Source organism: Coprococcus sp. TM115-187 (genome assembly GCF_027679115.1).
Lineage (GTDB): Bacteria > Bacillota > Clostridia > Lachnospirales > Lachnospiraceae > Allocoprococcus > Allocoprococcus comes.
Genome location: NZ_JAQEKS010000004.1, coordinates 157,794 through 173,285 on the forward strand (window position 1 = coordinate 157,794; position 15,492 = coordinate 173,285).

16 protein-coding genes are annotated in these 15,492 nt (G+C 41.4%); 15 read left to right on the top strand and 1 reads right to left on the bottom strand.

What is annotated here, in order from left to right; all coding sequences use genetic code 11:
- Nucleotides 1-6 precede the first annotated feature (6 nt).
- The 8 genes from PGW42_RS04885 (at nucleotide 7) to PGW42_RS04915 (ending at nucleotide 7,539) form a co-directional block, all read left to right on the top strand.
- Nucleotides 7-1,473 (top strand): glycoside hydrolase family 32 protein, encoded by a 1,467-nt coding sequence (locus tag PGW42_RS04885; RefSeq protein ID WP_270202875.1) that lies wholly within the window; start codon nucleotides 7-9, stop codon nucleotides 1,471-1,473.
- 18 nt (nucleotides 1,474-1,491) lie between these two features.
- Entirely contained in the window at nucleotides 1,492-2,448 is a 957-nt protein-coding gene (locus PGW42_RS04890; RefSeq protein ID WP_270202874.1) for a carbohydrate kinase family protein, read from the top strand.
- Between the two features lie 129 nt (nucleotides 2,449-2,577).
- On the top strand, nucleotides 2,578-2,682 hold the full coding sequence (locus tag PGW42_RS16235) for a dockerin type I domain-containing protein (protein WP_082424237.1): 105 nt from the start codon (nucleotides 2,578-2,580) through the stop codon (nucleotides 2,680-2,682).
- Between the two features lie 120 nt (nucleotides 2,683-2,802).
- The gene (locus PGW42_RS04895; RefSeq protein WP_270202873.1) at nucleotides 2,803-3,777 is read left to right on the top strand and encodes an alpha/beta fold hydrolase; all 975 of its coding nucleotides are present in this window, start codon (nucleotides 2,803-2,805) and stop codon (nucleotides 3,775-3,777) included.
- 98 nt (nucleotides 3,778-3,875) lie between these two features.
- Entirely contained in the window at nucleotides 3,876-4,364 is a 489-nt protein-coding gene (locus tag PGW42_RS04900; protein WP_270202872.1) for a zinc ribbon domain-containing protein, read from the top strand.
- 171 nt (nucleotides 4,365-4,535) lie between these two features.
- Entirely contained in the window at nucleotides 4,536-4,913 is a 378-nt protein-coding gene (locus tag PGW42_RS04905) for a sigma factor (RefSeq protein WP_270202871.1), read from the top strand.
- Between the two features lie 193 nt (nucleotides 4,914-5,106).
- The gene (locus PGW42_RS04910) at nucleotides 5,107-6,507 is read left to right on the top strand and encodes a zinc ribbon domain-containing protein (protein ID WP_270202870.1); all 1,401 of its coding nucleotides are present in this window, start codon (nucleotides 5,107-5,109) and stop codon (nucleotides 6,505-6,507) included.
- A gap of 264 nt (nucleotides 6,508-6,771) precedes the next feature.
- Nucleotides 6,772-7,539: a pseudouridine-5'-phosphate glycosidase gene (locus PGW42_RS04915; protein ID WP_270202869.1), complete on the top strand. Its 768-nt coding sequence runs from the start codon at nucleotides 6,772-6,774 to the stop codon at nucleotides 7,537-7,539.
- A 171-nt stretch (nucleotides 7,540-7,710) separates the two neighbouring features.
- On the opposite strand, the gene PGW42_RS04920 is transcribed toward PGW42_RS04915, so the two are convergent.
- Complete coding sequence (locus PGW42_RS04920) at nucleotides 7,711-8,178, bottom strand: DUF4418 family protein (protein ID WP_330676995.1); 468 nt, start codon at nucleotides 8,176-8,178, stop codon at nucleotides 7,711-7,713.
- On the opposite strand from PGW42_RS04920, the gene PGW42_RS04925 reads away from it, so the two are divergent.
- The 7 genes from PGW42_RS04925 (at nucleotide 8,177) to PGW42_RS04955 (ending at nucleotide 15,463) form a co-directional block, all read left to right on the top strand.
- A complete protein-coding gene (locus PGW42_RS04925; protein ID WP_270202868.1) occupies nucleotides 8,177-9,070 on the top strand; it encodes an ABC transporter permease in 894 nt (297 codons plus the stop codon). The genes PGW42_RS04920 and PGW42_RS04925 overlap by 2 nt on opposite strands.
- Before the next feature lies 1 nt (nucleotide 9,071).
- Nucleotides 9,072-9,860, top strand: a complete 789-nt coding sequence (locus tag PGW42_RS04930) for an ABC transporter ATP-binding protein (RefSeq protein WP_175305358.1) — start codon at nucleotides 9,072-9,074, stop codon at nucleotides 9,858-9,860.
- Between the two features lie 66 nt (nucleotides 9,861-9,926).
- Entirely contained in the window at nucleotides 9,927-11,027 is a 1,101-nt protein-coding gene (locus PGW42_RS04935) for an ABC transporter substrate-binding protein (protein WP_270202867.1), read from the top strand.
- 305 nt (nucleotides 11,028-11,332) lie between these two features.
- Nucleotides 11,333-12,547 (top strand): ABC transporter permease, encoded by a 1,215-nt coding sequence (locus tag PGW42_RS04940; protein ID WP_022220963.1) that lies wholly within the window; start codon nucleotides 11,333-11,335, stop codon nucleotides 12,545-12,547.
- Nucleotides 12,544-13,218 carry an ABC transporter ATP-binding protein gene (locus PGW42_RS04945; protein WP_117557805.1) on the top strand — a complete coding sequence of 225 codons (675 nt, stop codon included), beginning with the start codon at nucleotides 12,544-12,546 and terminating at the stop codon, nucleotides 13,216-13,218. Before PGW42_RS04940 ends, PGW42_RS04945 begins: the two co-directional genes overlap by 4 nt.
- A 4-nt stretch (nucleotides 13,219-13,222) precedes the next feature.
- A complete protein-coding gene (locus tag PGW42_RS04950; RefSeq protein ID WP_195250977.1) occupies nucleotides 13,223-14,443 on the top strand; it encodes a DUF401 family protein in 1,221 nt (406 codons plus the stop codon).
- Nucleotides 14,444-14,731: 288 nt separating this feature from the next.
- Nucleotides 14,732-15,463 (top strand): GntR family transcriptional regulator, encoded by a 732-nt coding sequence (locus PGW42_RS04955; RefSeq protein ID WP_270202866.1) that lies wholly within the window; start codon nucleotides 14,732-14,734, stop codon nucleotides 15,461-15,463.
- Nucleotides 15,464-15,492 lie beyond the last annotated feature (29 nt).

Below are 15,492 nucleotides of genomic sequence, written 5' to 3' on the forward strand. Positions count from 1 at the left end.
AAATGCATGAGTGAGATGTTAGAAAAAGCAAGAAATTATGAGACAGAAAAACAAGTGTATGTAAAGAAAACGACCAAACCACTGTTCCATGTTACGGCACCGACCGGATGGATCAATGATCCGAATGGTTTTTCCGTATATGATGGGAAAATACATTTGTTCTATCAGTACAATCCATATCAGAGAGAGTGGGGACCAATGCATTGGGGACATAGTGTGACTGATGATATGGTCCGCTGGGAGCAGCTTCCGGCAGCGATTGCACCGGATCAGGAATATGATAAGGCAGGATGTTTTTCCGGAAGTGCGATCGAAGCAGATGGAAAGCATGTACTTGTATATACCGGAGTTACCAGAGTAAAGCAGGCAGATGGAAGTGAGCAGGAACGGCAGAATCAGTGTATTGCATTTGGTGATGGAAAAGATTATGTAAAGTATGAAAAGAATCCGGTTGTGACAGGTGAGATGCTTCCGGATGGATGCAGCCGGATTGATTTCCGCGACCCGAAGATCTGGAAAGAAAACGATACCTATTATCTGATTGTTGGAAATAAGAATGATAATCAGGTTGGGCAAGTTGTGCTTTGTTCGAGCAAAAATCTGACAGACTGGAAATTTGAGACAATTCTGGCATCAAATGAAAATGGTGATATAGGAACGATGTGGGAATGCCCGGATTTCTTTGCTTTAAAAGACAAACATGTGCTGATCTGTTCGCCACAGGATATGAAGGCGCGGAAATATGAGTTTCACAATGGACATAATTCGGTGTATTTTTTGGGAGACTACGATGCAAACAGATGCAGATTCAGCAAAGAACAGCCGCATACACTTGACTATGGTATGGATTTCTATGCTCCACAGACAACAGAACTTCCGGATGGCAGACGGATCATGATCGCATGGATGAAATCATGGGATGCCTGTGTGATACCGAATTCGCAGGACTGGCAGGGAATGATGACATTTCCGAGAGAATTGGAGATAAAAGAAAACCGTATCTGGCAGAATCCGGTGAAAGAACTGAAAAATTATCATCAGAATCCATGTTGCTATGAACACGCAGAAATCGAAGGCGAGACAGTGCTTGCAGGAGTAGAGGGACGCACAATTGATCTTACGGTGACACTGGAAGATGGAGAAAATACAATCTTTTCTATCAAACTGGCAGCAGATAGTGAGTATGAAACAAGCTATACCTATAATAAGGAAACCAGACTTCTGGAAATCGACCGTACATACTGCGGTGTTACAAAAGATGTGGTATGTGTACGAAAATTCAGAATTGAGGATCCGGCAGGGCTTAAAAAGATGCGTTTTATCCTGGATTATCATTCAATCGAACTTTTTATCAATGATGGACAGCAGACGGCGACTACTGCAATCTGTACGCCTCTGAATGCGAAAGATATTTATTTTTTCAGCGATAAGAAAATGACAATGAGTGTTGAAAAGCATGATATTATAATGTAAAAAGCAGGAGAATAAGAAATGGACGTAGTAGCTTTAGGGGAATTGCTGATTGATTTTACAGAAAATGGTATTAGTAGCCAGGGAAACCCATTGTTTGAGGCAAATCCGGGAGGGGCACCATGCAATGTCCTGGCAATGTTAACGAAGTTGGGACACAAAACGGCTTTTATTGGAAAAGTAGGAAATGATTTTTTTGGAAAGCAATTGGAAGATGCAATTAAAGAAATTGGAATCAATGTGACCGGTCTGAGGAAAGATGATAAAGTACATACGACATTGGCATTGGTTCAGACTTATCCGGATGGAGACAGAGATTTCTCTTTTTATCGAGATCCGGGAGCGGATATGATGCTGACAGAAGAGGAAATTCCAGAGGAATTAATTCTTGAGACACGGATTTTTCATTTTGGAACCCTGTCTATGACACATGAGAACGTACGCAGAGCGACAAAAAAAGCAGTTGCAATTGCAAAACAGGCTGGTGCGATCATTTCATTTGATCCTAATATACGTGAGCCACTGTGGAATTCAATGGATGAGGCAAGAGAGCAGGTATTGTATGGTCTGGGACAGTGTCATATCCTGAAAATTTCAGATAATGAAATTCAGTGGCTGACAGGAAAAAATGACTATACAGAGGCTGTAAAATGGATCAGGGAGAAATATGATATCCCGCTTATCCTGGTATCTATGGGAAAAGAAGGCAGTAGAGCTTATTATCAGGACAGGATGGTTGAAAAAGCACCTTTTATAAACGAAAATACAATAGAAACAACTGGTGCCGGAGATACATTTTATGCATGTGTTTTGCATTACATATGTAAACATGGACTAGAAAATCTGACTGAGAAAAATTTAAAGGAAATGCTGACTTATGCAAATGCTGCCGCATCAATTATCACAACACGTAGGGGAGCATTGCGGGTGATGCCACGACCGGAAGAAATTGAGGCATTGATTGCAGGACATCACTAAATGTGGAGAGAAAGGGGCTGTGAAAAAAGAATAGTCCCCAAAAAAGAAAGACCAAGAGTTTATAATGAACTCAAGGTCTTTCTTTCTGTTATAATTAACTTGTGATGCATATGATATTTAAGCCAAAGGATATTCGAAAGTCATGCAGCGGATATCAATGGAGATGGAAACGTAACGATTACAGATTTAATGCGATTGCTGAATTATGTAAGTGGAAAAAGCGCAACTTTATAATTTTGAACAACTTTAAAGAACTGTATACAGAAATCCTATAGCAGAGAGTTCCCCTCTCTGCTATAATCATATCAGAAAATAAAAAGTACGAACCAAAATCTATCGGGGAGGTTATCACACATGCAGACACCTATTTTACAGGAAAGTAACTACAAAGAAGAAATGCAGACCATCGTAGAACCGTATCTTGTATCTATCGGAACGGAATTCTATCTGGAAAGACATGCAGGGCAGAAGATCCACTGTATGCATTATGTTCCGGAGAACCCACATGCGGTTGTGATGTTGTCACATGGATTTATTGAAAACGCGGAAAAATATAAGGAGATCGCCTATTATTTTGCAAAAGAAGGTTTTAGCGTATATCTTCCGGAGCACTGTGGACATGGCTTCAGCTATCGTCTGACAGAAGATGAATCCCTGGTGCATCTGGACAGCTTTGAACGTTATGTAGAGGACTTTATCTTTGTAACCAAGAAGGCAAAAGAGGACAATCCGGGGATGAAGATTTATCTGTACGGACATTCTATGGGAGGCGGAATTGCGGCAGCAGTTGCGGCAAGAGCACCGGAAATGTTTGAGAAGGTAATTCTGTCGTCACCGATGATCCGCCCACTGACCGGAGGGGTGCCGTGGCATGTGGCAAAGGCGATCGCAAAGACATCCTGCAAGGTGGGAAGGAATAAAAAATATGTAGTCGGTCAGAAGCCATACAAGGAGCCAGGAAAATTTGAAGAGAGCTGCTCCCTTTCCCGTCCGAGATTTGAGTATTATGAAGAAAAAAGGACGAAGGAAGCCCATTATCATCTGAACGCACCGTCTTATGGATGGCTCGGAAATGCAATGCGTCTGAACCGGTATCTGGAAAAGACCGGATGGAAGAAGATCAAAGCACCTGTCATGCTCTTTTCGGCAGGCAAGGATAATCTGGTGTCGAATGCAGCGCAGGAACGTTTTGTGCGAAAACTAAACAAGAACAGACCGGAAAGTGCCGAGCTTGTGAAGTTCCCAGAGTCCAAGCATGAGATATTCAATGCGGAAAATACGATTGCGGAAGAATACTGGAAGAAAGTGTTTGTTTTTTTTGAATCATGATTTTTAAAGATTGTAAAGAGGCTGTAAATTATACAAATTGCTTATTGATAAATGCAAGAAAAGTGGTAAGATAAAATTTACAGAAAGGAATGAGACAAATGGGATTTTTTGATAATCTGAAAAGTAGCCTGGCAGAAACCGGTCAGGATTTATCACAGAAGGCAAAGGATACGACAGAGATTTTCCGCCTGACAAATTTAAATAAGACGAAAGAAAAAGAAATTGAAAAAGTCATTTACCAGATAGGCAGTACATACTATGCCAATTACAGAGATGAATGCATGGAAAAGATGCCGGAGCTTGCCGCACAGATCAAATCCCTGCAGGATGAGATCGCGGTCAACAAAGAGATGATTGAAAAATTATCGACAGAAGAGATCTGCCCGCAGTGTGGAAAGAAAGTGAACCCTGGAAGTAAATTCTGTATTTACTGTGGAGCGGCACTGGAAGCACCGGCAGAACAACCGGAGGAAAAGGCAGAAGTGAAAGTGTGCAAGGTCTGTGGAAAGCCACTGGAAGAGGGCACTGTATTCTGTACAAACTGTGGAACAAAGATAGAAGACGATAAGACAACTGAGGAAAGCTAGAAGGCAAAGCATCGAATGATGAAACGCAGGTCAGAATGTGAAAAAATGAAAGAGTATATGCAAAAAGCCGGATAGGAGTTATTCTATCCGGTCTTTTATGTATATGGTGAGCCGGTTACAGATTTGTGCTTACACAGGAACGACCGGTTGATGTGTTGGAGGACAGAAAACATGTATTGCACCAGATGTGGGAAAGAAATCAGGAGTGATCAGAAGTTCTGCGGAAACTGTGGAGCGAAGAATGTCAATTATCAAGAAAAAAATGATCTGAAAGAGATGATAGAAAAAGCTGCCGCCGGAGAAAAGAATGCTCTGGAGAAAATTTACAATCTGACTTATGTGCAAGGGTTTGCAATCGCACTTCAGATGGTGAAAAATGAGCAGGATGCAATGGATATCATGCAGGATGCCTATATTTCTGCATTCCGTAATCTGAAGCAGATTGAGGATCCAAAGCGGTTGAAAAGCTGGTTCAACTGCATTGTGGCAAACAAATGTAAAGACTGGCTGAAAAAGAAGTCACAAAAAAGAAATATGAAAAGAAATTAAAGAAATTGTTTGGAAACAGAAAGCCGGAAGCACTGGGCAATGAAGCTGTTTCATACCATGAGATCATCAACCAGATCAGTCGTTATTAAAAAAATAAAAATTTTTTCTTGTTTTTAAAACCAAACTAGATTTTGACTCGTCTTAATAATATAAACGAGAAAAATATAACATACAGAAAGGATGTAAAAGAGATATGAGGTGCAAAAATTGTGGAACTGAGAATCCAGATGGTTCAAGATTCTGTGCAACATGCGGAAAACCACTGGAACAGGAAGAACCTGCTAAAAATGTAGCAGAACAGAAAGAAGAGGCTGTCCAGAATGCAGAAGAGCAGAAAGAAGAGGTCGCCCAGAATACAGAAGAGACGCTAACAAGTACAGCAGAAACAAAATCACTCACACATAAAAAATCAAGAGGACTGAACAAGTTCCTGATCGGTCTGGCATGTGCGGTTGTCGTTGTAGTGATCGCAGCAGGGTTTTTGATATCGCGTGCAAGAAGAACAATCGATCTGAACAAGTATGTCACCTTTGAAACAACAGGATATAACGGATATGGAAATGTATATCCGCAGATCGACTGGGAGAAGATTCAGAAAAAATATGATTCCAGACTGAAGTTTACAAAAGAATTTGAAGAACAGTATGGAAAAAATACAGATTCCATATCACCGGTAGCGGTACTGCAGTCCTATGTTAGTGTGGAAATGAAATCGGACAGCAATCTTTCCAACAAAGATAAAGTCAAATACAACTGGAATGTCAATAAAGATTATGCAAAATATGTGAAATGCAACCTGAAATATAAAAATAAAACCTATAAAGTCAAAGGGCTGGAAGAGGTTAAGACATTTGATGCATTCAAAGACCTGCAGGTATCATTTAACGGAATAAGTCCGGGAGGAGCCGTTTCATTTGATTATACAGGATCTGATCTTACATCTGCCGATTTTCAGACAGATGCATCAAATGGAACATTGGCAAACGGAGACAAGATTAAAGTATATCTGGATAAATCTATGGCAGACAGCTATGCCGCCAACATAGGAAAGCTGCCGGAAAAATGGGAAAAAGAATATACCGTAAAAGGACTGTGGTATTATGTCACATCAGCCAGTGACATCGATGATGATACAATGCAGCAAATGAAGGACCGGGCGGAACAGGAATACAATGATCATGTGGAGAGCAGCTGGGTAGATTCCGAATCTCTGGAGAGCCTTACTTATATGGGAGATTATCTGCTGGAGCCTGTTGTGGGCAATGGAAATGAACTGTATCTTATTTATCATGTAAAAGTACGGAATCAGTACAGTAATGATGATGGATCTTATGACAAGGTGAATGATGTTTACTGGTATATGCATTATGGAACGATTCTTGCAGACGGGGAAGGAAATACAGATATTGATCTGTCTGACTATGGAACACCTGGCAATTTCTTTAAGATCAAGACTGATGCAAAGACAGACGGTATTTCCAGCATGGTATGGAAATATTATGGATACCCGACACTGGATGATCTGTACGCAGATGTTGTGGGCGATAATGCCGATTACTCTTTGGTGGAGGATGCGGTAGACAATACAAAATAGAAGCCTTTGGCGGAAAAGAAGGTGGACTATGAAATGGGACGAATGGTTGAAAAAGATCATTAAAGAGATAACGTCAGATTATACGATTTCAGAAGAAACCTCAAAAAGCTTTTTTGAAGAGCTGATGCAATTGTTGAAATAATACAGGAACCGGGTAGAAATGCAAATTTTTATCCGGTTTTTTAATTTGAGCTGTAAAAGTATGATATGATGAGAAAAAGTACGGGATTGATATCCAGAAGGAGAAAGGTGGAATAACAACAGATGGAATATTTAGTAGAATCAGCATTATTGACACATGGATTAAAATCGGTATCAAATGAAACAATAAAAAAAGAATGGCAAGATCCGGGAAAAAAGATCACCTGGATTGATCATGGGGAAATCAGGATCGGGGATATCGATGAGTTTCTTGAATTTAGAAGCCGGGCATCCGCTTATCCAAGAATTGACTGTGATCTGCTGGAAAAGGCATTAGTGGAAAAGCAATCAGGCGCACTTACCGCTTCCGGGACAATGGCAGTCTGTGTGAAAATGGGAATTCCGGTTGCAATTACCTGTGGAATGGGTGGAATCGGGGACATCAAAGGAGAAGAACTCTGCCCGGATCTTCCGGCTCTTCAGCAGATTCCGGTGGTCCTGATCTCGGCGGGACCAAAAGATATGCTGGACCGGAAAGCAACGATCGATTGGCTGATATCGCACGGAGTGAAGGTGATCGGAACAGAAAGAAATTACTGTACCGGCTATGTATTTTGTGGAGAAAAAGTTGAACTGCAGGGAAAGGCAGAAAACAGTACAGAAACGGTAAAGCCACCAATGCTCATCATCAATGAAATCCCGGAAGAAAAGCGGATAGAAGACAGGGAGATTTTGAGAGAAGCAATTGCCGAGGGAAAGAGAGCGGAGAAGGAAGGACGCTATTTCCATCCTGCGGCAAATGGAAAGATTGATGACTGTACTGATGGATATTCTTCATTGATTCAGTTGCGGGGACTGATTGCAAATATGAAAGTGGCAGAAACACTTTAAAGAGCGAAAAAAGAAGCTGGGATCTGGCTGATAACAGAAAAGCCTGAATATAGGCAGTTGTGTTATCGGTCAGACTCCGGCTTCTTTGCGTACACAGAAAGTTTTGACTTCTGATTATAGATTACAGGAAAGGTAATCAGATATTCTGTTTGAAATGTTGTTGCGTGAATCCTAATTCGCCTGTGGCATCTGTGATTTATGTACAAAGAGACTGATTCCGGCACCGATGATTGCCAGAACAGCACCAATTCTTCCCCAAAGAGCAGTTTTGTGGCACATCATACCTGCCTTGGCACAAATACCAATGCCAATTGAAGTATTGCTAAGAAGCAGGATCAGAACAGCAGTGATAATGATGACAACCGGTAATTTAAAATCGTGTGTTCCGAAGAAAAGAAGAACGGATTCTGCAAGCAGGAGCAGACCGAAAAGAAACAGTGCAATTCCATAATAATGACACCGCATCATGCATTCTCCTCCGTTTGCAAGTTCCATGGTTCCTTTGCATACCGGGGCAAAGATCTTATCTGCTGCAAGAATAAGAATTGCTGCAAGACAGGAAACTGCTCCGAAGACGAAGATGCAACATATGTTGGATGTGGTAATTTGTTTTTGTCCGTATTTTGCAGCGATAATTATGTTTTTAGTATATTATCTGATGCCGGATGCCGTTCAGAATTTTAATCCGCATGTGTTTACTATTGTCGTCTGCTTTTTTTTGGCATTATATCTGATCATGGTAGTGAGAGGATTACTGAATAAAAGCTATTTTGCAAAAGTACGTCATAAAGCACCGCTTTACTCTGTGATCATACTGGTAATTATGCTGTATGATTTTCTGACGGTTAAGACAGGTATTTTAAAACAGCCGTTCTTCCCATGTGTGAATACGATTTTGTGTGCGATCATTGATGACCGGGCACTGTTATTGAAAAGTACATTGTACTCACTGCGATTATTATTCACGGGATATTTTATTGGAGCAATCCTTGGACTGATCACAGGTGTTGCCTGTGGATACAGTAAAAGGATTAATTACTGGGTTTCACCGATCATTAAGATGCTTGGACCGATCCCTTCCACAACATGGATCCCGATCATCATGGTTCTGGTATCCTCATTGTTTAAAGGAAGTGTATTTATCATCGCTCTTGGTGTATGGTTTGCACTTACGATCGCATCGTCAACCGGTATCCAGAATGTAGACAAGGCATATCTGGAAGCGGCCAGAACATTAGGTGCCAAAGGTCACCAGCTGGTATTCCGGGTGGCAATCCCACATGCAATGCCAAACATTCTTCAGGGGATGACACAGGGAATGAGTTCTGCCTGTACAGCACTTCTGGTTGCTGAGATGATGGGAGCTGAGGCAGGTCTTGGATGGTATATCCAGTGGCAGAAATCATGGGCGATCTATTCTAAAATGTATGCAGCTATCGTTTTAATTTGTCTTATTTTCACAGCAGTTACCTTTATACTGAATGTGATCAAGAGAATAGTGCTTCGCTGGCAGGAAGGAGTTGTGAAATAAGATGGCATCAGTGGATGAGAAGCAGGGACACGGGCGTGTCCTGGAGTTTGACAAAGTAACAAAGAGTTTTGCAAAGACAGACAGTAACGAGATCACACATGCGCTGGCAGAGGTGAATCTGACGATCCAGCCGGGTGAGTTTGTCAGTATTGTTGGAACAAGTGGATGTGGAAAATCAACGATTTTGCGATTGATCGCAGGACTGATCAAACCGACTACCGGTGAGATCAGACTTGGCGGAAAACCGATTGTTGGAGCTGGACCGGATCGTGGAATGGTATTCCAGAAAGCAACATTGTTTCCGTGGCTTACGGTAGAGAAGAATGTATCCTTCAGCTTGCGTATGCAGAAAAAGCAGGATAAAGAACTGGTAGAGCATATGCTGAAAATGGTAGGACTCGAAGATTTCCGAAAAGACTATCCACATCAGCTCTCCGGAGGTATGGCGCAGAGAGTGGCGCTGGTAAGATCGCTGATCAATCATCCGGATATTCTGCTTCTGGACGAGCCTCTTGGCGCGCTGGACGCATTTACCAGAATGAATATGCAGGATGAGATCCTGAATATCTGGAGAGAACAGAAACAGACGGTCGTCATGGTTACACATGATGTAGAAGAAGCAATTTATATGGGAACAAGAGTGCTGGTTATGGAGCCAAGACCGGGACGTGTAAAGGCAGATATACCGATTGAACTGGCTGAACCAAAGCAGAGAGACAGCGAAGAGTTCCAGGCATATCGGAACAGGATTCTGAAGATGCTTGATCTGAAGCATCATACAGATCATTAAATGGATATTTATTGAAAGATAAATATAAAAGCAACAAAGTAAAAACACGAAGAGGAGAAAAGAATTATGAAAAAAAGATTGTTTGCAACGTTACTTGCATGCGCAATGACCGTATCACTGGTTGCATGTGGCGGTTCATCAAGCTCATCAGAAAAGAAGGAAGACACAAGTGATTCCAAAAAACAGGAAGCTTCTACAGAGAAAGAAGTGACTGATATCACAAAAATGTCAGATGATGAAATTAAAGAAGCAATGAAAAAAGAGCCGGCATGGGGAACAACCATCACAGCCGAATATGATGGTGGTGACTGTACATCAGGACCTAGCATGGCAAAAGCACTCGGATACTATGATAATTGGGGATTAGATGTTCAGATCGCAGCTGGTACTGAAATCACAGAAGCACTTGGAACTGGAAAAGCTCAGTTTGGAGTACACCATATTGCACATATGTTAGTTCCGATCACAAACGGAATGGACATCGTATTTACAGGAAGTGCGCAGACAGGATGCAAATCATTATATGTACTTGCTGATTCAGGAATCGAATCAACAAAAGACCTGGAAGGCACAACTGTTGGTATGGATAGCCCGATCGGTGGATCTTCACACAACATGATCATTCGTTTCTTCCTTGCAGATGGATTGAAACAGGATGCAGCAACATGTGTACAGGTTGAATCAAGTGCAGCAATCCAGTCTCTTCAGTCAGGTGACATCAAAGCTTGCCTTCTGAGTGACCGTTTTGCAAAGAAATTTGTAGATGACGGAACATTAAAAGTTCTTCGTTCTATCACATGGGATGATGATTTCAAAGATGAAACATGCTGCGTAATGGCTATGAGCGGAAAATTCGTAAAAGAAAATCCGGTAATCTCTCAGGTACTTACAAAATGTGTAATGGATGCATATATGTACATTGCAGAAAACAAAGACGAAGCTGCACAGATCATGCTTGATGAGGGTATGGTATCTGGTGACATCGAGCTTACAAAATACATGCTTGATCAGCAGAACTGGGCAGTATCCAATGCAGATACAAAGAAAACAATTGAAGCTGTTGCAAAGGACTACATTGAGGCAGGAATCATTACCTCTGACTGGACTGTAGATAAAGTCGTAGAGACAGCATGGCATCCACTTGCTGAAAAAGTAAGCACAAAATAATCAGACACATAAATGAATGAGGTGGAGGAGCTTTGAACTCTGGGATGAGTGGAAGCTCCTCTTTTGTCTTATATATTAGGAAAGTGCCAAGGCACATTCTTTATTGTTTCATAGGAAATTCCGAAGGAACTTCCCATGAAACAAAAGGCACTGCGTGCCGGAGATGCGCACTCGCACGAAGATGAAGAATGTCGCAAGCGACCGCGCTCGGCGCGAGAATGTGCCGAGGCACATTCTTTCTTAATTTTAATTGGAAAATTACGGGGGTTTTCCGAACAAAATGTTAAAAAAGGAAGGAAAGAAAAATGGAACAGAAAATGTTGACTGTACCTGGACTTGCAGTCAGAAATCTGCGGCATCGAAGAGTCAGGACGATGTTTCTGGCAGCACTGGTGCTGATTTTATCGGCAGCGCTGTTTACCAGTAGAGTATTGACAGAAAGTATGAAAACTTGTATTGATAAGACAGTAGATCGGATTGGGGCGGATGTGATCGTAGCACCGGGAGAATATGAATCAGATTTAAGCGATTCTCTGTTTTCGGGAGGGTTGTGCAGTTTCTATTTTGAAAAGTCTTTGATGGATCAGGTGAAAAAGACGGATGGAATTGACAAAATTTCTCCGCAGCTCTACATTGCATCACTGGATGCGGCATGCTGTTCAGTTCCGGTACAGATTGTTGCTTTTGAACCGGAAAGTGATTTTATTGTACAGCCGTGGATGTCTGGAAGCAATGTGAGTGAATTGAAAAAGGGTCAGACTGTTGTTGGAAGCAAGATTACGGCAAAAGCGGGAGATAAAATTTCTTTCTTTGGACAGGAATACGAGGTTGCAGGAAAACTCGAAGAAACAGGAACCAGTTATGATAACTGCGCATTCATGAATTTTGAGACGGCATATACATTATTTGACAGTTTTCAGATCAAGTATGTGACGGATCTTACAGAACCGCAGAAATATGTTTCCCTTCTGACGATCCGGACGAAAGACGGAGCAGATCCGAAAGAAGTGGCGAACACGATCAACACAAAGATGAGAGATTCCGGACTGAAAGCTTATACGGCAAAAGCAATGTCCGGAAAAGTTTCAGATACACTGGAACAGATGCAGTCTTACAGCGCGCTTCTGATCGGACTGTTGTTTTTAATGGCAGTCCTGGCACTGATCTGCATTTTTAACATTACTGTGAATGAACGTTTGAAGGAGTTTGGGGTACTACTTTCTATTGGTGCACGAAAAAGCCAGATTTTCCAGATGCTTCTTCTGGAAGCAGGGATGATCGGTGTGCTTGGAGGATTTCTTGGAGTGGTGTTCTCCGGAGGCGGAATCCTGTTATTTAAAGACGTGATCATGGAAAGTATGAATATGCCATATCTGAATGTAAATGTTTCCCAATATGTGATTCTTGCATTGCAGAGCCTGGGGCTTGCGGTTGGTGTCAGCCTTCTTGCCACCTTATATGCGGCAGTCAGAGCGAATCGTATGGAACTATATAAACTGATCCAGGAGGTGGAATCATGATTGTAAAGACAGAAAATCTGAGTCGGGAATTTGTACGTGGAAAGAATCAGTTTTATGCAGTAGACCACGTGAATCTGGAAGTGGAAGAAAAAGAACTGGTTGCGATCATGGGACAGTCGGGAAGTGGAAAATCCACCCTCTTCCATATGCTGACCGGGATCCTGAAACCGACAGAAGGAAAGATCACAGTACTGGATCATGAGATTGAAAAAATGAATGACAGACAGTTATCGGTTCTGCGGGGAGGCGACCTTGGTTATATCATGCAGGGACAAAATCTTCTCCAGAATCTGACGGTCATGGAAAATATCCTGCTGCCACTTTCGCTGGGGAAAAACCGGAAACCGGATAAAGAAAGGATCACGTATCTGACGGAGCTTCTTGGAATCCAGAATATGCTTTCCGAATATCCGGCAAATCTGTCCGGCGGAGAGCAAAGGCGTGTGTCGATCGCAAGGACATTTGCGCAGAACCCGAAACTGGTAGTCGCAGATGAACCGACAAGCAGTCTGGATATGGAAAATTCAGAGATCATTATGAAATATTTTCAAAAAATGGCAAAAGAAGGAACGACAATCCTGGTCAGTACCCACGACAGAGAATTCGCAAATTATGCGGACCGGTGTCTGTGGATGAAAAAAGGAAAATTGGAAAAAAGAGAATTGGAGTAAAGAGATGCAGACCGAATTTATAAAGCTTGCAGTGATTTTTATTGTCATTATGGTGATGGTCCTGGCAAAATTAAAACTGCGTGATGCGATGATCGCTGCCATTTTGCTGACTGTGATCCTGTTTGGAATTCCGCTTGGGGATGCAGCAAAATTGATGATACAGTCGGTTTATGAAAAGGATACGCTGCTGGTGGTCGGAAGCTTTATTCTTGTAACCTTTTTGCAGCGGATTATGGAGAACCGGAAACTTCTGGAAAGAGCGGAGATGGCACTGCAGAGGCTTAGCGGAGACAGGCGTATGGTGTGTGTAATTGCGCCGGTGATCATTGGATTCCTTCCGTCTGCAGGAGCTGTCAATATCTGTGGGGCGATCGTAGATAAGGCGACGGGAAAAGATCTGGATGTGGAAGAAAAGACGTTTGTGACCAGTTACTACCGCCATATTTCAGAAAGCTTTTCGCCGACTTATAATGCAATTCTGCTGGCACTTTCCATTACAGCGGTATCAACCGGGCAATTTGTACTTTTTATGGCGCCGATGGTTGTGGTGCTTCTGGTACTGGGATATGTATTTTATCTGCGGAAGCTTTCGAAAGGATATGAAGCAAGTGAGGATGAAATGATAGACAAAAAAGAAGAATTCAAACAGCTTCTGTACTGTTTCTGGCCACTGGTGCTTTGTATTGTGCTTGTGATCGCACTGAATCTTTCTGTGATCAAGGTACTGCCGTTTATTATTGTGCTTTCGATTATTGTATATCGGTTAAGTCTGAAGGAAGTGCTGGATTTTGCAAAGACATCGGTAGAGTGGAGAATCATTTTCAATACGATCATTCTGATGATGTTCAAGAACATTCTTACCTATACAGGGGCAATCGGAAAACTTCCGGATTTGTTTGCAGGATCTGCAATTCCACAGTTTGCGGCATTTGGAATCATTATGTTTCTTGGAACGATTATCAGTGGAGCAAATTCTATGATTGTGCTATTGATTCCGCTGGCATTTGCAAGCATACCGCATGCAGGAGCCGGACTTCTGGTGTACCTGATGGCACTTTCTTATGCGGCAATGCAGATTTCGCCGACGCACATCTGCCTTGCGATCATTACGGAATATTTCCGGGTATCCTGGGGGCAGCTGATGAAGAAGACAATCCCGGTTATTGTGGTGTTTGTAGTGATCTTGACAGGATATTATGTATTGCTGAGTGGATTTGGAATATAAAAAATATGCTATATTTTTTTGGATTGTTTTGATCGTAGCAGGAACTACTGCCTGTGGTGGAAAGGATACGGTGTCTAAAAAAGATTGTATAAAGGATATAGAAGTATATGATGATAACAATGAACCGGTAACGCTACAGGAAACAGAAATTATAATGATAATATGTTATAAGACGTGTCTTTGTATAAAAAGAGCATATATTCCATTATTCCTTGCAAATACATAACTTTAGTTGTATTATGATAATATCAAAATAGATACATGTATAATACAAGCTAGGGGGATATAATGACTAAAATTCAATCACAATCAAATTCTATACCATTATATTTACAGGTGAAAAATAAAATCAAACAGGAAATAAGATCTGGAATATTAAAAGCGGGGGACAAACTTGATTCAGAGGCAGAAATGCAAAAAGAATATGGTATGAGCCGGGTAACTGTTCGTAACGCGATGGCAGAATTAGAGAGAGAAGGATATATTATCAAGGTGCAAGGAAAAGGAAGCTTTGTTGCACAGTCAGATATGTTAAGACTGCCTGTTGGAGTAACCAGTTTTACTGGAGATGCAAAGATGCAAGGGGCAGATTTAAAATCCAAGATTTTAAAAGTTGGCTTGGAACCGGTAAAAACGGAAATGGATAAAGAATTTTTTGGAATTAATGATGGAGAAAACATTTTAATTGTTAAAAGATTACGGTGTGTGAATAATGTTCCGCTTTTAATCGAGGAGAATCACTTATCTGCAGAATTAGATGGGTTAATGAATGAGGACTTAACCGGATCGCTTTATGCGATTCTGCAGGAAAAATATCATATGATTCCGTCAATTAAGGGAAGGAGAAGTGTAAAAATTATATTTGCAACGGAAGAAATAGCACAATTGTTGAAGCTTTCGGTTGGAACTCCGGTTATAGAATCGGAAGTATGTGTGTTTGATATTAATGGAGGACCAGTTCATACGGTCAAAGATATTGTCAGAGGAGATAATGATAATATTTTGAAATGGTATGTATAAAAGAATAACAGTAAACTAGAAGATATCTA